The organism is Ruegeria sp. BB6, assembly GCF_056539385.1.
On the sequence record NZ_JBQFUW010000002.1, the window covers coordinates 257,578 to 278,450 of the forward strand.

The 20,873-nt window shown below is 57.9% G+C and carries 22 protein-coding genes; 10 read left to right on the forward strand and 12 right to left on the reverse strand.

The window, feature by feature from the left end; translation table 11 throughout:
* Both ACR0B7_RS05750 and ACR0B7_RS05755 read left to right on the forward strand, forming a co-directional pair.
* Positions 1-606 carry an inner membrane-spanning protein YciB gene (locus tag ACR0B7_RS05750; RefSeq protein ID WP_170482666.1) on the forward strand — a complete coding sequence of 202 codons (606 nt, stop codon included), beginning with the start codon at positions 1-3 and terminating at the stop codon, positions 604-606.
* A gap of 138 nt (positions 607-744) precedes the next feature.
* On the forward strand, positions 745-1,413 hold the full coding sequence (locus tag ACR0B7_RS05755; protein WP_170482670.1) for a Crp/Fnr family transcriptional regulator: 669 nt from the start codon (positions 745-747) through the stop codon (positions 1,411-1,413).
* A 213-nt stretch (positions 1,414-1,626) separates the two neighbouring features.
* On the opposite strand, the gene ACR0B7_RS05760 is transcribed toward ACR0B7_RS05755, so the two are convergent.
* From ACR0B7_RS05760 to rpiA, 6 genes are all read right to left on the reverse strand, one after another.
* Positions 1,627-3,063: a Do family serine endopeptidase gene (locus ACR0B7_RS05760; RefSeq protein WP_480681267.1), complete on the reverse strand. Its 1,437-nt coding sequence runs from the start codon at positions 3,061-3,063 to the stop codon at positions 1,627-1,629.
* A 185-nt stretch (positions 3,064-3,248) separates the two neighbouring features.
* Entirely contained in the window at positions 3,249-3,443 is a 195-nt protein-coding gene (locus tag ACR0B7_RS05765) for a DUF2065 domain-containing protein (protein WP_170482677.1), read from the reverse strand.
* Positions 3,443-4,321 (reverse strand): protease modulator HflC, encoded by an 879-nt coding sequence (gene hflC, locus ACR0B7_RS05770; protein ID WP_170482680.1) that lies wholly within the window; start codon positions 4,319-4,321, stop codon positions 3,443-3,445. Before hflC ends, ACR0B7_RS05765 begins: the two co-directional genes overlap by 1 nt.
* The gene (gene hflK, locus ACR0B7_RS05775) at positions 4,321-5,466 is read right to left on the reverse strand and encodes an FtsH protease activity modulator HflK (protein ID WP_170482684.1); all 1,146 of its coding nucleotides are present in this window, start codon (positions 5,464-5,466) and stop codon (positions 4,321-4,323) included. The genes hflC and hflK overlap by 1 nt, the downstream gene beginning before the upstream one ends.
* 72 nt (positions 5,467-5,538) lie before the next feature.
* The gene (gene gor / locus ACR0B7_RS05780; RefSeq protein WP_170482687.1) at positions 5,539-6,897 is read right to left on the reverse strand and encodes a glutathione-disulfide reductase; all 1,359 of its coding nucleotides are present in this window, start codon (positions 6,895-6,897) and stop codon (positions 5,539-5,541) included.
* A gap of 132 nt (positions 6,898-7,029) precedes the next feature.
* Positions 7,030-7,812 carry a ribose-5-phosphate isomerase RpiA gene (gene rpiA, locus ACR0B7_RS05785; protein ID WP_170576530.1) on the reverse strand — a complete coding sequence of 261 codons (783 nt, stop codon included), beginning with the start codon at positions 7,810-7,812 and terminating at the stop codon, positions 7,030-7,032.
* 167 nt (positions 7,813-7,979) lie between these two features.
* Here rpiA and ACR0B7_RS05790 point away from each other — a divergent pair, with 167 nt between their 5' ends.
* From ACR0B7_RS05790 to ACR0B7_RS05800, 3 genes are all read left to right on the forward strand, one after another.
* Complete coding sequence (locus tag ACR0B7_RS05790) at positions 7,980-8,681, forward strand: glutathione S-transferase family protein (protein ID WP_170569455.1); 702 nt, start codon at positions 7,980-7,982, stop codon at positions 8,679-8,681.
* Position 8,682: 1 nt separating this feature from the next.
* On the forward strand, positions 8,683-10,056 hold the full coding sequence (locus ACR0B7_RS05795; RefSeq protein ID WP_170482693.1) for an L-serine ammonia-lyase: 1,374 nt from the start codon (positions 8,683-8,685) through the stop codon (positions 10,054-10,056).
* Positions 10,057-10,125: 69 nt separating this feature from the next.
* Positions 10,126-11,040, forward strand: coding sequence for a DMT family transporter (locus tag ACR0B7_RS05800; RefSeq protein ID WP_170482696.1), 915 nt, complete (start codon positions 10,126-10,128; stop codon positions 11,038-11,040).
* Here ACR0B7_RS05800 and ACR0B7_RS05805 read toward each other — a convergent pair.
* Positions 10,985-11,692 carry a thiamine diphosphokinase gene (locus tag ACR0B7_RS05805; RefSeq protein WP_170482700.1) on the reverse strand — a complete coding sequence of 236 codons (708 nt, stop codon included), beginning with the start codon at positions 11,690-11,692 and terminating at the stop codon, positions 10,985-10,987. The genes ACR0B7_RS05800 and ACR0B7_RS05805 overlap by 56 nt on opposite strands.
* 123 nt (positions 11,693-11,815) lie before the next feature.
* Here ACR0B7_RS05805 and ACR0B7_RS05810 point away from each other — a divergent pair, with 123 nt between their 5' ends.
* Entirely contained in the window at positions 11,816-13,480 is a 1,665-nt protein-coding gene (locus ACR0B7_RS05810) for a hypothetical protein (RefSeq protein ID WP_170576531.1), read from the forward strand.
* 185 nt (positions 13,481-13,665) lie between these two features.
* A complete protein-coding gene (locus ACR0B7_RS05815) occupies positions 13,666-14,229 on the forward strand; it encodes a GNAT family N-acetyltransferase (RefSeq protein WP_170482707.1) in 564 nt (187 codons plus the stop codon).
* Positions 14,230-14,236: 7 nt separating this feature from the next.
* Here ACR0B7_RS05815 and ACR0B7_RS05820 read toward each other — a convergent pair whose 3' ends face one another.
* The 5 genes from ACR0B7_RS05820 to nthA form a co-directional block, all read right to left on the reverse strand.
* Positions 14,237-14,479 carry a DUF2842 domain-containing protein gene (locus tag ACR0B7_RS05820; protein WP_170482711.1) on the reverse strand — a complete coding sequence of 81 codons (243 nt, stop codon included), beginning with the start codon at positions 14,477-14,479 and terminating at the stop codon, positions 14,237-14,239.
* The gene (locus tag ACR0B7_RS05825; protein WP_170482714.1) at positions 14,479-15,774 is read right to left on the reverse strand and encodes an adenylosuccinate synthase; all 1,296 of its coding nucleotides are present in this window, start codon (positions 15,772-15,774) and stop codon (positions 14,479-14,481) included. Before ACR0B7_RS05825 ends, ACR0B7_RS05820 begins: the two co-directional genes overlap by 1 nt.
* A 213-nt stretch (positions 15,775-15,987) precedes the next feature.
* A complete protein-coding gene (locus tag ACR0B7_RS05830; protein WP_170482716.1) occupies positions 15,988-16,326 on the reverse strand; it encodes a nitrile hydratase accessory protein in 339 nt (112 codons plus the stop codon).
* Positions 16,323-17,003 (reverse strand): nitrile hydratase subunit beta, encoded by a 681-nt coding sequence (nthB, locus tag ACR0B7_RS05835; protein ID WP_170482721.1) that lies wholly within the window; start codon positions 17,001-17,003, stop codon positions 16,323-16,325. Before nthB ends, ACR0B7_RS05830 begins: the two co-directional genes overlap by 4 nt.
* Positions 17,000-17,614, reverse strand: coding sequence for a nitrile hydratase subunit alpha (nthA, locus tag ACR0B7_RS05840; protein WP_170569103.1), 615 nt, complete (start codon positions 17,612-17,614; stop codon positions 17,000-17,002). The genes nthB and nthA overlap by 4 nt, the downstream gene beginning before the upstream one ends.
* A 150-nt stretch (positions 17,615-17,764) precedes the next feature.
* On the opposite strand from nthA, the gene secG reads away from it, so the two are divergent.
* The 3 genes from secG (at position 17,765) to ACR0B7_RS05855 (ending at position 20,805) form a co-directional block, all read left to right on the forward strand.
* Entirely contained in the window at positions 17,765-18,130 is a 366-nt protein-coding gene (gene secG / locus ACR0B7_RS05845; protein ID WP_170384177.1) for a preprotein translocase subunit SecG, read from the forward strand.
* Positions 18,131-18,290: 160 nt separating this feature from the next.
* Positions 18,291-19,934, forward strand: coding sequence for a CTP synthase (locus ACR0B7_RS05850; RefSeq protein ID WP_170482727.1), 1,644 nt, complete (start codon positions 18,291-18,293; stop codon positions 19,932-19,934).
* A 103-nt stretch (positions 19,935-20,037) separates the two neighbouring features.
* A complete protein-coding gene (locus ACR0B7_RS05855) occupies positions 20,038-20,805 on the forward strand; it encodes an isocitrate lyase/PEP mutase family protein (RefSeq protein WP_170482731.1) in 768 nt (255 codons plus the stop codon).
* Positions 20,806-20,873 lie beyond the last annotated feature (68 nt).

Genomic DNA, 20,873 nt, shown 5'->3' on the forward strand with positions numbered 1-20,873 from the left:
ATGACAGGTAAAAAAGAAATCAATCCGTTTCTGAAACAGGTGCTGGAACTTGGCCCACCCTTGGCTTTTTTCTTCATCTACCTGCGCCTGCGTGACGACAGTTTCCAGTTCGCGGGCACCGAGTATTCGGGCTTTATTGTCGCCACCATCATATTCGTCCCCCTGATGCTGACGGCAATGGCGGTCCTGTGGTACCTGACCGGGAAACTCAGCCGGATGCAGATTTTCACCGCCGTCATGGTCATTTTCTTCGGTGGCCTGACAGCCTGGTTCAACGACGAGCGGTTCTTCAAAATGAAAACCACGCTGGTCTACGGCTTTTTCTCGATCATCTTGGGCATTGGCCTGCTGCAGGGAAAATCATATCTGGCCTATGTCCTCGACGAGATGCTTCCCATGCGACACGAGGGCTGGATGATCCTGACCCGTCGCCTGTGCGGTTGTTTCGCCGTACTCGCTGTGGCTAACGAACTGGTCTGGCGGACCATGTCCACCGACCTCTGGGTCAAAATCGAAACCTTTGGGTTTCCGATCGCGTTGATGGTCTTCCTTATGCTCCAATTCAGCATGTTGCAAAGCTATATAGACGACCCAGATCACCAGTAAAACCCCTGCATCCTGCCCGATATTCCGATGCCAGATAGTCGCCTGACCCAAGGAAACTGATAAAATCCTTGGCTAAACGTCATAGCTGTGGAAAGTTGTGGGACCACTCACCATTGGCAGCCGGAGCACCACATCCACATGACCGCCATCCCAAACAGCGGCTTTCTGGCCGAGGCATCTGACAGGCTCAGGGCCATGCTGTCTGCTCAGGCGACGGAAATTTCGCTTGAACAGGGTGAGACGCTGTTTGAACAAGGCGACGAAGGAGACTCCCTTTACGCCCTCACTGAAGGCACGCTGGAAGTGTCTTTTCTAGCCATGAGTGGACGAAAACTGTCATTGAGCCTGATGAAGCCGGGCGAAATCTTCGGTGAAATCGCTCTGTTCGACAACGGGCCGCGCACCGCCACGATTGCGGCGGCCGAACCGTCCCGCGTTCTGCGCGTCCGGCGCAGCGACGTTATGAACCAGATCCGTCAGCATCCCGATCTTGCAGTCGATATGATCCGCCTCGCGGGATTGCGTATGCGCTGGATGGGGTCGCAAATGAATGAGCAGGTCTTTTTGCCAATGCCCATTCGCTTGGCGCGTAAGCTGCTGCACCTGTCCGACCTTCAGGACGACCCTGCCAAACGGATCACCCTGTCGCAGAGCGAGCTGGCCGAGTTCGTCGGCGCGACGCGGGAAGCGGTTTCCAAAACGATCTCAACCTGGAAGCGCGACAATGTGGTCGAGGCATCACGCGGCGGCCTGATGATCCATGACTTTGAGGCTCTGCGTGAATTGGCGGAATCCGATTTGATCTGATCCGTTGTGACCTGCTTCACATACGGCGGCGGCCCTTAAGACTATGGTCATAACTGTTACCGTAGGAGGTCAGAGAATCATCCCCGATATCTGTCCACTGACCTCTCCCTGTATCAGAGCCACGCGCCTTCCCCGGCGTGTGGCTCACTTCTTTGCGGAACAGAAAAAGGCCGGAGCAAACGCCCCGGCCCTCAAATCAGGAAAAGCTGTTCGTCACTCCTCGAGGCTTAGCGCCACAAAGCGCGGGTCACCGCCGCGACGCACCAAAAGCAGCAGGGATTTCCGCCCGGCCTCGCGCGCTTCTTCCATTCGCGCCTCAAGGTCTTCGACCGAACTTACCTTCTGCTGGCCTGCTTCCGTGATCAGGTCACCGGCCCGCAATCCCTTGGCATAGGCTTCCGAGGCTTCGTCGACCTCGGTCACCACCAAGCCTTCTGCGCCAGCGTCCAAGCCCAGATCGGTGCGCAGTTCATCCGTCAGCGGAGAAATCGTCAGGCCAAGAATATCAGCGTTTTCTTCAACCGGAGCTTCTGACGTTTCTTCTTCGCTTTGCTCGGACCGCTCAGCGTCTTCGCGCCGTCCCAGGGTCACCAGAACCGTCTGCGTTCCGCCATCTCGGTGAACGACCACGCGAACCGACTTACCCACGGTCGTTTCGCCAACCTGACGAACAAGGCCGCGCGTATCTTCAACCTCAACCCCATCGAAGCTGAGGATCACGTCACCGGCCAGCAATCCAGCGTCCTTTGCGGGTCCATCCGGCACGTCGCTGATCAAAGCGCCGCCCGGTTTGTCCAGCCCCATGGCTTCGGCCATATCTTCGGTCACGTCTTGAATGCGTACACCCAGCCAGCCTCGGCGAGTCTCACCAAACTCACGCAGTTGGTCCACGACCTTCACGACAACATTCGAGGCCATCGAAAACCCAATCCCGATCGAGCCACCATTGGGCGACAGGATGGCCGTATTCACACCGATCACCTCGCCGTCCATGTTGAACAACGGCCCGCCCGAGTTACCTCGGTTGATCGCCGCATCGGTCTGGATGTAGTCGTCATAGGAACCGCTCAGCGCACGGTTACGGGCCGAAACGATCCCGGCCGAAACCGAAAACCCCTGCCCCAAAGGGTTGCCCATCGCAATCACCCAGTCGCCCACGCGGGCGATATCGCTGTCACCAAATTTGACGTATTGCAGCGGCCCTGTTGCCTCGACCTTGAGCAGCGCAATATCGGTTTTGTCATCCGTACCAATCACCTTGGCGGGCAATTCCTTCTTGGGTTGACCGTCACCGGGAAAGAACTCGATCAAAATCTCATCCGCTTCGGCGATCACGTGATTGTTCGTCACAATGTAGCCGTCCTCAGAGATCACGAACCCCGAGCCCAGAGCATTGCTGCGTCGCGGAGCGTTCTCACCATTATTGTCCCGGTCCTGGAACTCACGGAAAAAATCCTCGAACGGCGAGCCCTCGGGCACGATACCTTGTGGGCCGGTCTGGTTCTCGATCAGGGTCGAGGTGGTGATGTTCACCACCGCCGGGCTGATCTTTTCCGCCAACGGCGCAAGGCTTTCCCCTCGCGCGAAAGCCACCGATGTCTGCGCCAGGATTATCAACATCCCTGCAAAAGCCAGCCACATCAGCCGCATGAAACTAACACTGTCGTCCGCCCGGACGGAAATACTGCGCGCTTGTGCCTGCACTTGGGTACTCCTTGTCGTCAATTCTTCGGGGATCGCGCATGAACGCCCCCTCTTACCAACCAATGTAGTCGGTTTGCGCAGCCCCGCAACTGAGGATCGCGGGGAAATCACTTGCATTTGAAACCGCTGAACTAAAAGCCGACCTGATACGCGCCCCACAGCAGGATAAAGCCACTGACCACGCAGAGCAGCCCTGCCAGCCGCCGCGCTTGTTCAGGCAGCGATCGCAACGCCTCCAGCATCCGTTCAATAAGCGAAGGGGCCAGCGCATAGGCCAGCCCCTCGACAATTAACACCAGCCCGAGGGCCAGAAGGATCATACCCATTACTGGGATGCCTGTCCTGTTGGTGACTTCAGATAGTTAAAGAACTCTGAATCCGGGCTCAGAACCATCGAGCTGTTGCTTCCGCCCAGCGCGCGCTCATAAGCGGAAAGAGACCGGTAGAACTCAAAGAACTCGGGGTCCTTGCCAAACGCTTCGGCGAAGATCGCGTTACGTTCGGCGTCGGCCTCACCGCGAATGATCTCGGCCTCACGGTTGGCGTCCGAAACCAGTTCGACCACGGTACGGTCAGCTTGCGCGCGCACACGCTGCGCCGCTTCGTTACCACGGGCGCGTTCGTCGGTGGCTTCACGTTCCCGTTCAGCTTTCATCCGGTCGAAGGTCGCCTCAAGGTTGGCTTGCGGCAGATCGGTCGCTTTCAGGCGCACGTCGATCACGTTGACGCCCAGCGCGCGGGCTTCGGCGATTGCGCTGTTGCGGATACGCAGCATCAGCGCCGCACGGTCCGAGCTCAGAATGTCACGGGACGAGACCGAACCCAGAACCTCACGCGTTTCAGCACGCAGGATACGGTCCAGACGATCTTCGGCGACAGGAATGCCACCTACACCGACGGCCTGACGGAATTGCTCCAGATCAGAAATCCGGTAACGCGCGAAGGCATCGACCACCAGACGACGGTCATCCAGAGGCGTGACCTCCAGCGGCTGTACGTCAATCGAAAGGATGCGGTCATCATAGCGGACAACGTCCTGAATCAACGGGATTTTGAACGCCAGTCCGGGTTCTTCTTTGACAGCGACCACGCGGCCGAACTGAAGGACCAGTGCGCGTTCACGTTCATCCACGATAAAAATCGAAGACAGACCGACCACGCCAATGATCACCAAGGCAATGAGGATAAGGGGTGATTTACGCATCAGTTGCTCTCCTCAGCCTGATTGCGGCGCAACTCGTTGAGCGGCAGGTAAGGCACGACGCCCTGCCCCTGCCCGGTCGAGTTTTCGTCCAAAATTATCTTGTCCACGTCGCCGAGAACTTGTTCCATCCGTTCCAGATACAGACGCTTGCGCGTCACGTCCGGCGCTTTGGAATATTCCTCAAGAACCGCGATAAAGCGGCTGGCTTCACCCTGTGCGCTGTTGATCTGCTGCGCGCGGTAGGCTTCGGCCTCTTCCAGAACCTGAGCGGCTTCACCACGTGCCTCCGCGAGAGCGCGGTTGGCATAGGCGTCGGCCACGTTCTGCAGACGGTCACGTTCCTGCGCGGCGGCCTGAACGTCGCGGAAGGCGGCAATCACGTCTTGCGGCGGGTCCGCCTTGTCAAAGTTGACGCGGATAATGTTCACGCCCGAGTCGTAGCTGTCCATCGTTGTCTGTATCAGTTCCTGCAGGCGTTCAGCAATGACACCACGGTCACGGTTCAGGATCGGCGCCAGCTCGCTTTGCGCAATAATCTCACGCATGGCCGATTCCGACACGGCGCGGATCGTCTGGCGTGGGTCGCGCAGGTTAAAGAGGAACTTGGCCGGGTCGTTGATGTTCCAGACGACCTGATAGTCGATGTCGACCACGTTTTCGTCGCCGGTCAGCATCAGGCCATCATCGCTGCCGCGCGTGCCACCCATATCTTCGGTTTGTTCGCGGGTTACCGGAATAACCTCAGCCGTTACGAAGGGCCAAGGCGCAAAGTTCAGACCCGGATTACCAACGGCCGAGAACTCACCCAAAAGCAGTTCAACCGACTGTTCTTCGGGTTTGACAGTATAGAAACTTGCTGCCCCCCACAGGACAGCACCGACCACAAGACCGATCAGGGCCGTCCCCTTGGTAAAGATGGGACCACCCCCGCCCGAGCCTTGACCGTTTCCGCCACGGCCAGAGCCGCCACGTCCGCCCATAAGGACACGCAGTTGTTCCTGACCTTTTTTCATCAACTCGTCGATCTCAGGGATTTGCGGGCCGTCGCCTTCGGGCGGGCGTTGCCCGTCCCCGTTGTTACCCCGATTTCCTCCGCCACCCGAGGAGCCTCCGCCCCCCCAGGGGCCACCGCTGTTGCCCGCCATATGTATATATTCCCTTGTATTGGACCGTGTGATCACGGCGTCCTTTGTAACTTGTGTGCGCGCGGTTGCAAATCAAGCAGTGCGCACGGGTTCCCGCATTGTCACCAGTTCCTCGGCCATAACCGGGTGAACTGCGACTGTCCTGTCAAAATCTTCCTTGGTTGCGCCCATTTTTACGGCAATTCCCGCAAGCTGGATCATCTCGCCCGCGCCCGGAGCGACAATGTGACAGCCCAGAACCTTGCGAGTCGCCTGACTGACGATCAGCTTCATCAATACCCGCTGCGTTCCACCTGCAAAGGCTTTCTGCATTGGCTTGAAGGACGTGGCATAGACTTCGATCGGTTCCTGCGTGGCGGCTTCTTCCTCGCTGAGGCCCACAGTCCCGAATTCCGGCTGCGTGAAAATCGCCGTTGGGATCAGCTCGTGATCTACCGGCGTCGGGTTACCTTTGAAGACCGTCTCGACGAATGCCATGCCTTCGCGGATCGCAACCGGAGTCAGGTTCACCCGGTCGGTCACATCGCCGATGGCATAGATCGAGGGAACACCTGTCTGGCTATAGTCATCAACGATGATCTCACCCTTGCGACCGCGTTCAACGCCCAGCGCCTCAAGGCCAAGCCCATCCGCATTGGGTGTGCGACCAGTTGCATACATAACGACGTCAAACTGATCTTCTGTACCATCTGTGGCTTTCACGCGGATCTTGTCGCCGTCTTTCGTCATCTCCAGCACATTGGTGCCCAAGCGCACATCAATACCGTTCTGCCGCATTTCTTCACAAATCAGACCACGGGCTTCTTCGTCAAAGCCCCGCAAGATTTGCGCGCCCCGGTAGAACTGAGTAGTTTTCACGCCCAACCCGTTCATGATCCCGGCAAATTCGCTGGCGATATAACCACCTCCGACAATCAGGATGCTTTCGGGCAGCTTCTCAAGATGGTAAATCTCGTTCGACGTGATCGCAAGGTCCGACCCCGGAAAATCCGGCACAACCGGGCGACCGCCAGTGGCAATCAGGATATGCTTGGCGGTCTTGCGAGTTCCGTCCGCCAATTCAACGGTATGCGGGTCCACGACCTGAGCACGCTGATCATAACTTTCGACGCCGTTGTTCTTCAGGATATTTCGGTAGATACCTTCCAGCCGGTCCAGTTCGGCTACCAGTTTATCGTGAAAGGTGTTCCAACCGAACGCACCGGGCTGAATGTCCCAACCATAAGCCTGCGCGTCCCCGACCATGCCAGAGAATTCACTTGCGAACACCATCAGCTTTTTCGGCACACACCCCCGAATGACACAAGTGCCGCCGTAGCGGTCCTCTTCCGCAAGCGCCACTTTTGCTCCGGTTTCTCCGGCCGCAACACGTGCTGCGCGGACCCCGCCCGAGCCTCCGCCGATAACGAATAGATCGTAGTCAAAGCTCATCGTGAGTTCCTTTGTCAGTCATGCCAAAATTCGTTGAGTATCTGGGATCGAATAACAAGCTTCCAACCCTTGGTGTTCAGAAAGTTTGCCGAAGTCTACGCGTTGCTGCACGACTTGGCCTCAGGTCTATTGTCATTCCGCGATATCTGCGAACAGGTTCTTGACGCTATCGGCAGGCTGATCCGTCTCAATCGTGCCTTCATTGATGTCCCGCAGTTCGACCCGTCCATCCCCAAAGCCGATCACGACCTTGTCACAGATATCGACAAACAGGCCGTTTTCCACGACACCGGGAACCTGGTTTAACACCATCGCCAGTTGGCGGGCGTTTCCGATCCGTTGCAGGTGCAGGTCCAGAACGTGGTTCCCTTCATCTGTTACAAACGGTGCTTTGTCGTTCATGCGAAGTACAGCCGACGTTCCCAGAACATCCATCGTGTCCAAAACCTCTTGGACAAGGGTCCGGGTTGTTTGCCATCCAAAGGGAATAACTTCGATCGGCAAGGGAAACGCACCCAGCGTTTCAACCTCTTTGCCGGCATCTGCAATCACCACCATCTGATCGCTGGCGGTCGCTACGATCTTTTCCTGCAAATGTGCGCCACCGCCGCCTTTGATCAGATTGAGCTCTCCGTCAAACTCGTCTGCGCCATCGATCGTCATGTCCAGCCACCCGGCCTGATCCAACGAAACGACCTCGATCCCGACCTCACGGGCCAGTTGTGCCGTACGGGTCGAGGTAGGGACGCCTTTGATCTTGAGCCCCTGCTGCACCCTCTCGCCCAATCGACGCACCATCCAAGCGGCGGTCGAACCGGTTCCAAGCCCCACACGCATACCGTCCTGCACCATGTCGGCAGCGCGTCGCGCAGCAACGTATTTGGCCTTGTCGATAGGCGGCAACTCTCCGATCATTGCGGCTTTTCCCTATTTTGCTGACGGACTTATACGGAATGACCACGGCAACTGCGAGAGCCAATTCACCCATTTGCCGGGCCAACATGTCGCGAAACTACGCGTTTCCGATGGGAAACGTCGCAATCGAGGCTTTGGCGAACGCTGCCGCGGTATACATAGGGTCCATGAAGAGCCCCTATCTACTGCACTACGCCCCTGACAACGCGTCGCTGGTCATTCGGCTGGCGCTGGAAGAAATGGGTCTTCCCTTTGAAACCGTACTTGTGGATCGCCGCCAGTGCGAACAGGACAGCCCAGCGTATCGGGCGCTGAACCCCAATGGCCTCATCCCGGTTCTGGAAACTCCGCAGGGACCGATTTTTGAAACGGCCGCAATCCTGCTTTGGCTGGCGGATACTCACTCTCAGCTTGCGCCAGCACCGCAGAGCCCTGATAGGGCCGCTTTTCTCAAATGGCTGTTTTTTGCATCAAATACGCTGCACGCTGACTTGCGAATTCTTTTCTACGCCGAGAAATACATAGAGGTCTCGCAGACCGAACCCTTGCGCGTCGGAATGCGCCAACGACTGCGCCACCATCTTCAACTTCTGGAAGCTACCGCGAAACAGGCGCCCGACTGGTTGCGGCCAGACAAACCGTCAGTTTTGACCTACTATCTCGCCTGCCAGATGCGCTGGATGGCCCTTTACCCAATCGATGCCGACCGTAGCTGGTATCACATTGATCATACGCCACATTTGCGCGAGATTCTGTTGCAGCTCGAAACCCGAGACGCAACACGCGCGGCCACCGCAGCCGAGGGGTTGGGAGTGACACCCTTTACCTCTCCGTCTTATGCTAACCCTCCAGAAGGCTCTGCTATCTGATATGTTTCTGTCTGTCTTCGATATGTTCAAAGTGGGCATCGGCCCGTCCTCGTCTCATACCATGGGGCCGATGGTTGCCGCAGCGCGGTTTCTGGACCTGATGCGGGCGTCTCCGTTTGAGTTCTCCGGCCTGCGTGGGTCGCTGCACGGTTCGCTGGCCTTCACAGGTGTGGGGCATGCAACGGACCGCGCGACGATATTGGGGCTGGCTGGGTTCGTTCCCGATACCTACGACCACGAAAAGGCCGAAGCCGTTCTGGTTGCGATCAAAGAGAGTCACAGCGTAACCCCCGAAGGATTGCCGACGCTGCAATTCGATCCCAAAACCGACCTGATCTTTGACTATGAAAACAACCTGCCCGGCCACGCAAACGGTATGGTTCTCATGGCCACGGACGCGCAGGGTGACGTGATTTTGCGGCAGGTCTATTACTCGATCGGGGGCGGCTTTGTCCTGACCGAAGAAGAACTGGCCGAGGGTAAAGCCACAGACGAGGGCGCGCCGGTTCCCTTCCCCTTCAAATCAGCGGTCGAGATGCTGGACATGGCAAAAGCCAGCGGCAAAAGCATCGCCGAGATGAAACGCGCCAACGAAATCGCGCGGGGATGTGCGGACAGTTTTGCCAAAGGCTCGGCCCGATTGTGGCAAGTCATGAACGACTGCATCGAGCGCGGCCTGACAACCGACGGCATCCTGCCCGGTGGCTTGAACGTGCGCCGCCGCGCCAAGGGTATCCACGACGCGCTTCAGGCCGAACGGGGCATGAACCTGAATGCTCCGCACACGATCAATGACTGGATGAGCGTCTACGCCATGGCCGTGAACGAGGAAAACGCCGCCGGAGGCCAGGTGGTCACAGCGCCGACAAACGGGGCGGCCGGAGTGCTTCCTGCCGTGTTGCGATACTACCTTGACCACGTGCCCGGCGCGTCTGAAACCCACATTGAGGATTTCCTTTTGACCGCCGCCGCCATTGGCGGGCTGGTGAAGTTCAACGCTTCGATCTCAGGGGCCGAGGCCGGATGTCAGGCTGAAGTCGGCAGCGCCTCGGCAATGGCCGCGGCAGGGCTGTGCGCCGTAATGGGGGGCACGCCTGAGCAAGTTGAAAACGCCGCCGAGATTGCGTTGGAGCACCACTTGGGCATGACTTGCGACCCGGTCGCCGGTCTGGTGCAGGTCCCCTGTATCGAACGAAACGGGCTGGGCGCGATCAAGGCCGTGTCTGCGGCGTCGCTGGCGTTGCGTGGAGACGGCCGGCATTTTGTGCCTCTGGATGCGGTGATCGAGACGATGCGTCAGACTGGGCACGACATGCACGAAAAATACAAAGAGACTTCTCTGGGCGGTCTGGCCGTGAACGTTCCAAATTGCTGACCAAGTGCAGGGCCAAGCCGGGACTCAACCCGCTTTCCCCCTTCGCCCAAAACCCGTAGCGTCGCGGTCATGACACAGGATCGTCCCCTCTTCGGCATCGTCTTGATGCTTGGTTTCTGCGTGCTCGCCCCGCTGGGGGACGCAATGGCCAAGCTGTTGGGTGAAACGACACCGGTCGCGATGCTGGTATTCGTGCGCTTTGCGGTTCAGGCAATGGTGCTTGTCCCTTTGACCGTTGCAACCAACCGCAACTGGCGGCTACGAGGGCGCGTCTTGCGGCTAACGGTCATTCGGACCGTTCTGCACATCATCGGCATCAGCGCAATGTTCAGCGCGCTGCAATTCCTGCCATTGGCGGATGCAGTTGCCATTGCATTCGTGATGCCCTTCATCATGCTGCTATTGGGCAAATATGTACTAGGTGAGGACGTCGGCCTGAGACGCCTTGCGGCCTGCATAGTGGGGTTCGCAGGCACCTTGCTTGTTATTCAGCCCAGCTTTGCCCAGGTCGGGGCGGCAGCACTGTTGCCTCTTGTCGTTGCCGTGGTCTTTGCGCTGTTCATGCTGGTCACGCGCCAGATCGCCAAAGAAACCGATCCAATCGCCCTTCAAGCGGTATCTGGCGTCATGGCAACAGCCATGTTGCTGCCCATTCTGCTATTCGGAACCGCTGCGGACATGCGGGAGCTTTCGTTGATTGTCCCGAACAGTGACAGCCATGTCTTGCTTGTTGCCATTGGGCTTTTGGGCACCGTGGCGCACTTGTTCATGACCTGGTCTTTGCGCTATGCGCCTTCGGCAACGCTGGCGCCTATGCAGTACTTGGAAATTCCGGTGGCAACCCTGTTCGGCTGGATGATTTTTCACGACTTGCCAGACGGAATTGCCGCGATCGGTATTGCGATCACCGTAGCTGCCGGGCTGTATGTCATTCTTCGCGAACGGGCCAGCGCCCGGTCTGCCCCGACAGAAACGCCTGCATGACCTGATCCAAAGCGGCTCGAGGCACCATCACCAGCAACCCCGGACAGTCCAAATGCAGCTCAACGCGGGACAAAGCTCGGTTGGATGTGCCGACCAGCCCGTTGGGTTCAAGCACCAGATCGTCGATTGGCCACTCCAGCCCTCGGCTTCTTCCCGTTACACGCTGAAATGGAAACAATGAGACTACGTCTCCGGGCGGTATCTCCAGCGCAATTCGGGGCGGGGCGTGAAACACGACTTCGCGCGCACCAAGCAGAACACATGGTCGATCCTGCCGCCGAACCAACCCATTAAGCACAGCTAGCTGGTGATCCAGACGCCGGCCCAGAAAACCAACCCCAAAGACCAGCGGCGCTTCGATATTGCGCAACGACTTGTCGAAATCCGTGCTGTCTTGTTCACGAATTGGAAACAGACGATCGACAGGAATTTGGTCCTTGTGGCGCGGTTCCAGCGAATCAAAATCACCAATAACCGCGTCCGGAATACGCCCGGCGTCCATCAGCGGGGCGGCCCCTCCGTCGGCGGCCACAACCGTCCTGGCGCGAATCAGCGCCAGCTCCAAATCTTCGGGGCCAATTTCGCCCCCTCCGACCAGCGCAATTGGCTCATCAGAGCGCACAATTGGTCTATTTTTACGAAGATTGATCATTTTTCCCGGATTTGGACACATTCAGACCACAAAATGATAGGTTTATAAGCGAAGTTTCGAACCAATAGACATGCCCGGACCTGGGCAGGCTGGTTCAGGTAGTTTGTAGAGGACGTGCGTCTGATGGTACAGAATAACAAGGTTTTGACCGTTTCCTACGGAACCTTCTCATGCACTTTGGAAGGTTTTGACGATTCGTTCGAGACGATGAAGGCGATCGCAGAGTACTTCCGCGACCTTGCGGCGGAGGATCGTTACTTCGGATCTGAACCACCTCAGCCAGACGCCGAGATGCTGGCCCGCATCGCGCAGCGTGACGCATCCAGACATGTCGAGGCACGCCAGAATGAAACGGGCTTGTTGCTTCGCGCAACCGAATCCGCCGCCGCACCGGCGACCATGGCCGTGAGCCAAACTCCTACCCCGGTCGAAGAACCAGCCATCAGCTCTCAGCCCGCACAAAGTCCTGCGACGTTCTTTGAAGATGCGGAACCGGTCGCGGACACATCTGCTCCTGCCGCTGACAGCATCGCTGCCAAGCTGCAACGGATTCGGGACGTTGTCTCACACACCGACGAAAACTCGGTCATCTATGCAGAGGATGAAGAAACAACCCTGATGAAAGAGGCCGCAGGCCCGTCGGACGCTGTTGCCGCCGCGTTTGAAGCAGGCAGCCTGAGCGCAACAGACCTTCAGGAAGAAAAAGAAGCTGACACACCCGCGCAGCCCGAAAACGAGCCGTTCCAATTCACGGCGCGTGAACCCGTTCTCGAAGACTATGAGACCGACGAAGCGGACGAACCCACGCCTGAAGCCGAGCCTGTGTCGCCGATTGAAGAATACGCCGAAACGGACGAGACGATCGAGCCAGATGCACCGGCCGCATTTGACGATGAGGCCGAGGAAGAAACACCTGATCCCGAAGTTCTGTTTTCGGAAGATGACGAAAACGCGGATGAGGAGATTCTCAACATCCTCAGTGACGATACTGAGAACGATGAGTCTGCTGAGCTTGAAGAAACCGTCGCCGACACCGAGGAAGGTATCCTGAGCGCTGAGGATGAAGAAAACCTGCTGCACGAGATTTCGGAAGTTGAAGCGTTTCTTGCAAATCGCGCGGCGGAACCTGCGCCCGATTCCGCAACGCCGGACCAAGATGTGACGCGTTTGATGGACAAGGCCGAGGTCCAAATGGACGATCCGGCGTCGAATTCGCAGCGGGAAACCTATTCTCACCTTCGCGCAGCAGTCGCCGCGACCGAGGCGGAACGCAAGGACAAGCCCAAAGCAGACGACGCCGAAGACGAATATCGCAATCTGACCTCGGCGGTCAGCCCTCGACGCCCTGAGATTCAGGTGACCAGCATGCGTCCTCAGTCTGACGCCCTGGCCCCTCTCAAGCTGGTTGCCGAGCAACGGATCGACAATCAGGACGAGGACGCAGGACCGGTGACACCGCGCCGTGTTCAGACCGAAGCCGAGAACCAGTTGGGCGAAGAAGGTGGCTTTGCAATGTTCGCGCAAGAGCAAGGCGCACAATCCCTGCCCGAACTTCTGGAGGCCGCAGCAGCGTATCTGTCGTTCATCGAAGGTCAGGAACAGTTTTCGCGCCCACAATTGATGAACAAGATTCGGTCGCTCAAGCAGGACGACTTCAACCGCGAGGAAAGCCTTCGTTCGTTCGGCCAGTTGCTGCGCGACGGTAAAATCGAAAAAGCCGGTGGCGGTCGGTTCGCGGCGTCCACTCAGATCGGCTACCGCCCCGATGACGAACGCGCCGCTGGCTAATTGCTACTGACCTCTGACACAAAGGGTCGGCGCAATGCGTCGGCCCTATTTTTGTGCGCTTTGCGATTTGGTACGACTGCGGCACATCGGAGCGACACACCAACTATGCTGCGCCGCAGAAAAGTGATACGATTGCCCTGTTTACGAATTGGATTGCAATAGTTCATTCAAACAGGAGTCGTGCCATGTATGAACTCCCGATACGACGACTTAGAATCTACGACAAACCGAAAATATTAAGTCACTACAGGAACTTGGATACAGAAGCCCTGGCCTCGCGTTTTGGCATGCCGGTCAATGCGGATTTCGTCCAAACATATCTTGCCGGAATGTTTGACTACCCTTCGCTGATCTACGGAGCATTTCCAGATTCCTGCCTTCGCGGGGTTGGCGAGCTTCGGACTGTGCCGGACAGCCCAAAAAACGTTGCAGAAGTAGCATTTACAGTCGAAACGCCGTGGCAGGATCGCGGGATAGGAGACGCCTTGCTGTCTCGAATCATAGCGGCGGCCCGAAACCGGGGGATTCGCGAGGTCCACATGCTTTGCTTGGCCACGAACCAGAAAATGCGCCGCCTCGCGACCAAGCACCATGCCGAACTCAAACTCATCACTGGACAGGTCGAGGCAACCCTGACGACCCCGTGGCCTTCACCTTTCAGCCTGGCCGAGGAAATTTCAGGCGAGTATCACGCCTTTGCGCGCGCGATCCTCACCTGGCCGCAGCTTGATGCCGGAAACAGACGGTGAAAAACGCCTAGTCCGAGGATTGATTGGGGTCCTCTTTGCCCACGCCTCTGAAAACGAATTTGAAAGGCAAGGCCCACAAAACGCCCAGAACCACATAAACCAGAAGTTCCAACCAGATCGGAGGACGGTCGAGCCAGTTCACGACCGTCACAACCGCCACGATGTAAGCAGGCAGCCCGACCAACAGCAATACCAGCGACCAGCGCCGACGGGCTTTGTAGCTAAGGCCGGGCTTCTTTTCGTCGACCATCAGTCGGCGAATGGGTCGGTCACCAGAATGGTGTCGTCCCGCTCCGGGCTGGTGGACAAGAGTGCGACGGGACACTCGATCAGTTCTTCTACCCGACGCACGTATTTGATCGCATTCGCCGGCAGGTCTGCCCAGCTCCGCGCGCCTTCCGTGGATTCGCTCCACCCTGGCATCTCTTCATAGATGGGAGTGCAACGCGCCTGCTGATCAGCCGCGGTTGGCAGGTAATCCAAATGCTCGCCGTCCAACTCGTACCCAGTGCAGATTTTTAGTGTTTCAAACCCGTCCAATACGTCGAGCTTGGTCAGCGAGATCCCGTTTACACCACTGGTCGCACAAGTTTGGCGTACAAGGCAGGCGTCAAACCACCCACAACGCCGCTTGCGGCCGGTGGTCGTGCCAAACTCGTGGCCGCGCTCTCCAAGGCGCTGACCGTCAGCGTCGTCCAACTCCGTCGGGAACGGACCTTCACCAACCCGAGTCGTATACGCTTTGACAATCCCCAAGACGAAATCGATCGAACCCGGCCCAATACCGACACCAGTGGCCGCCTGCCCCGCGATAACGTTAGAGGACGTCACAAACGGATAGGTTCCAAAGTCGATATCCAAGAGGGCGCCCTGAGCCCCCTCAAACAGGATTCGCTTACCTGCCTTGCGCTTTTCGTTCAGCACCTTCCAGACGGGTGCGGCGAAGGGTAGGATTTCAGACGCGATTTCCTTCAGCTCCGCAATCAATGCGTCGCGATCGACAGGCGCGATGCCCAGCCCTTTGCGCAACGGGTCATGGTGCTGCAACGCGCGATCCACCCGAGCTTCCAACGTGGCTTCATCCGCAAGATCGGCAACACGCACGGACCGGCGCCCCACTTTATCCTCGTATGCTGGACCAATGCCGCGACCGGTCGTTCCGATCTTCGTTCCCTTGCTGGCCGCTTCCTCGCGCGCGCGGTCAAGCTCACCATGGATCGGCAAAATCAACGGCGTGTTTTCGGCAATCATCAGTGTTTCAGGAGTGATCTCGACGCCCTGCGCCCGGACTGTTCCAATTTCTTTGATCAGGTGCCAAGGATCGAGAACAACGCCGTTCCCAATGACACTCAACTTACCGCCCCGTACAACGCCCGAGGGAAGCGCGTGCAGTTTATACACTTCGCCATCAATGACCAACGTATGGCCGGCATTATGCCCACCTTGAAAACGCGCGATCACATCTGCTCGCTCGCTGAGCCAGTCGACGATCTTGCCTTTTCCTTCGTCACCCCATTGGGCGCCGACAACAACCACATTGGCCATATCCGGTCCTTTAGCGCTGATTTATCAAACTCGGCTCGTATAACGATGTGACAGCCGCAGGGAAACCGGTAATTCGCCGCAGTTCAGAACCGCGCTACGCGCGGTGCCTCCGGCGGGGATATTTACGAGCCAGATGAAGTTCGGATCCCTTGTTCATCTGGCTGAAAATATCCCGGGGGAGTCGCCCGGAACGGGCGGCGGGGGCAGCGCCCCCTACGGCAGACCAGACAATACCACCGGCTGCCCGTGGGGTGTAGTCAAATAGGCTTCTCTCCAAGCAGCACTTATGTTCGCGAGTTCCCCGGACTGGGTGGCACCCTGCTCAGCCAGAAACTGTTCCAACGTATCCAGCCAAGCGCGGAAGTAATCGTCCCCACCGTTCAGTTCCCGATCCAATCTGTAGCGCTGCAGAGTTGCCGAAAACCGCGCGGCCCAGTCGGACCAATCCAATCGTCCAGCCTCGTTCAATGCGACTGTCATAGCAAAAATCTGAGCATGCCAGGGTTCGTCAAAGACTGGCTGTGGTGCTGATTGGTTATCGCTGTGGCTCATGTGGGCTCCAGGTAACTTTGCCAAAGGTCGAGAATGACCTCATCCCGCGGGTTTTCCGGGTTCGTCCATAGTTCAGACGCCAGAAAGACCACTGCGAATAGAGGCTCCGGCGCTTCTCCGAGGCCATGAGCGTTGGAGTCTGGAAATACGTGCGTGCCGTGCAAACGCAGAATCCGCCCCTCTGCCCCAGCCGCATAGCTCGGCAGCCTCGTGTGCCCGCCATCAACAAGTCGGTTCGCGCTAGGACGAACAGTTCGGACGCTTTGTCCCACTGTAAATTTCACCGGCACACCCGAGGCACGGTCTGCTGGGCCGCCTCTGGACAATGCGCCAGCGACAGCATCTGCTTGCAACATGCGCGACCTCAGCGGATGCAAGTCTTGTGGTGCGTCCCTACCGGCCAAGTCATCCACCGTCAGGACGCCCCGTTCAACCAGCAGATCGGCCAGCGCAGATATCCACTTTTCGTAGTAGGAAAACCGAGCGTAATCTTTGGGTGAAAGCCTTTCGCGCGCGTGCCGGGAGATGTCTATATTCCATTGCCCCAAGAACCCTGCGGCCAGAGTGACCGCCAAAGCGCGCCCGTGCCATTCTTGGGAAAAGACGGGGGCGTCTTCCCCATCTGGCAACACGGGACCGTCTCCAAACCGCCCGCCCATGTCGTGTGCGCGTGTCATGAGGGAACCCTGGGCAGTCCAGTGCCGATCATACTGTCTCGTGTCACCAGAGCGGCCAGTTCGTCCTCGTCCAGCCCTTCCGATCCGACAGGTCGCATAGGCAAGACAAGGTAGCGAATCTCGGCAGTCGAATCCCAAACACGCACAGCTGTTCCACTTGGCAGCACAACCCCGAACTCTGCCAGCACCTTTCGAGGCTCGCGCACCGTTCGGGCGCGATAGGCGTCAGATTTATACCAGCCGGGCGGAATACCAAGCAGCGGCCACGGATAACAACTGCACAACGTGCAAACGACCATGTTGTGCTGCTCGGGCGTATTTTCGACCACGACGATGTGCTCGCCCTGACGCCCATAGAAACCAAGCTCGGCGACGACTGGCGTTGCGTCCTCTAGCAAGGCTCGCTTGAATTCTGGATCTGTCCAAGCCTTCGCAACGACCCGTGCGCCGTTTTTTGGTCCTATCTTGTTTTGATAGGTGTCGATGATTTCATCCAACGCCGCCGGGTCGATCAGTCCCTTCCGGGTCAGAATCGTTTCCAGAGCCTTGACCCGCAGAGCGGGTTCGGGCGGCAGCAAGGCGTGTGGGTGGTCGTGATTATCGTGCGGCATAGCGGAAGGTTGCGCCACCATCTGCCAATCTGTCCAGCCCCTTTGGTGTGATCTGCCACATCAAGGCGTGTGATGAGAACTCGTGACTTGCCCCCGGAACCAAACTTGCATAAGTACCTCGCGATACACGTCACGCTGTACAGGACCACCATGGAAAACGTCGTTCTCATCATCCATCTTCTTCTGGCTCTGGGCCTGATCGCCGTTGTTCTGATGCAGCGGTCCGAAGGAGGTGGCCTCGGCATGGGTGGCGGCGGTGGCGGCGCCGTGAGTGGCCGTGCTGCGGCGACTGCGTTGGGTAAGGTCACATGGATTCTGGCCGCTTGCTTTATCGTCACGTCGATCACGCTGACTATTCTGGCGGCGCAGAAATCATCGGGAAGTTCGGTTATCGATCGTCTGGGCGTTCCGGCTCCGGCAGCGACCGAAGAAAGCGAAACAACGGTTCCCGAAGCGGATGATCTGCTGCCTCCGGCACAGGGCGACAACGCGCCGCTGATCCCGCAAGCCGACTGATCTACCAAACCTAGAAACCTGAAAGAGGACTGCAACAGCATCTTGCGGTTCTCTTGCGCTTTTGGCGCGAATCCTTTATACGTGAAGTCCCGTGATGCAGCGGTTTTTCGGAACCGCCGGGCAGCTTATTTTGACGTCTCACGGGAGCAGCCGAAAAACTATGGCGCGATTTATTTTCATCACTGGTGGTGTGGTTTCGTCCTTGGGAAAAGGACTGGCTTCGGCGGCTTTGGGCGCGCTGTTGCAGGCTCGGGGCTACTCGGTCCGGCTGCGCAAGCTGGACCCTTATCTGAACGTCGACCCCGGCACCATGTCGCCATTTGAGCATGGCGAAGTGTTCGTCACCGATGACGGGGCCGAGACCGATCTGGACCTTGGGCACTACGAACGGTTTACGGGCGTGGCCGCGCGCAAGACCGACTCGGTCAGCTCGGGGCGGATCTATTCCAACGTGTTGGAAAAAGAGCGCCGTGGCGATTACCTCGGCAAGACCATTCAGGTGATCCCGCACGTCACCAACGAGATCAAGGACTTCATCGCCATTGGCGAGGATGAGGTCGATTTCATGCTGTGTGAGATCGGCGGCACCGTAGGTGACATCGAAGGTCTGCCCTTCTTTGAAGCCATCCGTCAGTTCAGCCAGGACAAGCCGCGTGGCCAATGTATGTTCATGCACCTGACGCTGCTGCCCTACATCAAGGCGTCCGGTGAGTTGAAAACCAAGCCGACCCAGCACTCGGTCAAGGAACTGCGCTCGATTGGTCTGGCCCCCGATATTCTGGTCTGCCGGTCAGAAGGTCCGATCCCAAAGAAAGAACGCGAAAAGCTGGCCCTGTTCTGCAACGTGCGCCCTGACAGCGTTATCGCGGCGCAGGACCTGAGCACGATCTACGATGCGCCGCTGGCGTATCACAAGGAAGGTCTGGATCAGGCCGTTCTGGACGCCTTCCAGATCAGCCCTGCCCCGAAACCTGATCTGACGAAATGGGAAGACGTCAGCGACCGCATCCATAACGCCGAGGGCGAGGTGAAGGTCGCTATCGTCGGCAAATACACTCAGTTGGAAGATGCCTATAAGTCGATTGCCGAGGCTCTGACCCATGGCGGCATGGCCAACCGCGTCAAGGTCAAGGTCGAGTGGGTTGACGCCGAGGTGTTCGACACCGAAGACGCCGCGCCGCATCTGGAAGGCTTCCATGCCATCCTCGTCCCCGGCGGGTTCGGCGAGCGCGGCACGGAAGGCAAGATCAAGGCAGCGCAATACGCGCGTGAGCATAAGGTTCCCTATCTGGGTATCTGCCTTGGCATGCAGATGGCCGTTATCGAAGCCGCCCGGAACGCGGCTGGCATCAAAGAGGCGGGTTCCGAAGAATTCGACCACGAAGCAGGCAAAAAGCGTTTTGAACCCGTGGTTTATCACCTGAAGGAATGGGTTCAGGGCAACCACAAGGTGGAACGCAAGGTCGGTGATGACAAAGGCGGCACTATGCGACTGGGCGCATATGATGCGGTTCTGGCCGATGGCTCGAAAGTGGCCGAGGTTTACGGCGGCACCAACATCGAAGAGCGTCACCGCCACCGCTATGAGGTCGACATCAAATACCGCGAGCAGTTGGAAAAGGCCGGACTAAAATTCTCGGGCATGTCCCCTGACGGACGTCTGCCGGAAATCGTGGAATGGTCGGATCACCCGTGGTTCATCGGGGTGCAGTACCATCCGGAACTGAAATCGAAACCCTTCGATCCTCACCCCCTATTCCGTGATTTTGTGCGGGCCGCCAAAGACACCTCTCGTCTGGTCTGACATTCCTAACACTTCTGCGATTTAGCGGTCGGTGCGAAAAAACCTGTACGCACCGACCGTTTGCGCATTTAACTGTCCTCACCACGGCGACAGGAGGATGGTCATGGCAGATCAGGTCACGCGCGCAGAGACATTTGCAGCCTTGCACAAAAAGGGCGATCCGGTTGTACTCTATAACATCTGGGACGCTGGCAGTGCCGCTGCCGTAAGCGATGCTGGCGCCAAGGCTATTGCCACCGGAAGCGCGCCGGTTGCCATGGCGCAAGGTTACGCGGACGGGCAGAATATCCCCTTTGAATTGGCGCTGGAAAATGCGCGCAGGATCGTCGGCGCGGTGGACGTACCGGTAACAATGGACATCGAAGGAGCTTATGCCGAGGATACCGTGGGGATCGTCGTCAATGCTCAGCGCGCGTTGGAAACGGGCGTTGTCGGCTTTAACTTCGAGGATCAAGTCGTTGGTACGAATAAACTTTATGACATTGAAACGCAGGCCGCGCGGGTCGGGGCCATGCGCGAGGGCTGCGACGCTGCAGGTATCCCTGCATTCATAAATGCGCGCACGGACATATTCCTAAAGGCCCATCCGGACACACATGACAGGGCCATGTTGGACGAAGCAATGGCCCGCGCCGCAGCTTATGCAGACGCCGGTGCAAGCGGCTTTTTCGCCCCCGGCCTGAAGGATGAAGCTATGATTGCAGAATTGGTGGACTCAACCGATATGCCGCTCAATATCATTGCGTTGCCCGGAACTCCGGACAAGTCCACCCTCGCTTCTCTGGGTGTGGCGCGGATCAGCTATGGCCCGGTTCCGTACAGGAATATGCTGGCGTGGCTGCAGGAAAAGGCTAAAGAGGCTCTGAACTAAGATAACAGAATAAGGCAATTGGCCGATCCGCCGCAGGCGGACTTTTGACGATTTACGCCTATGACGTG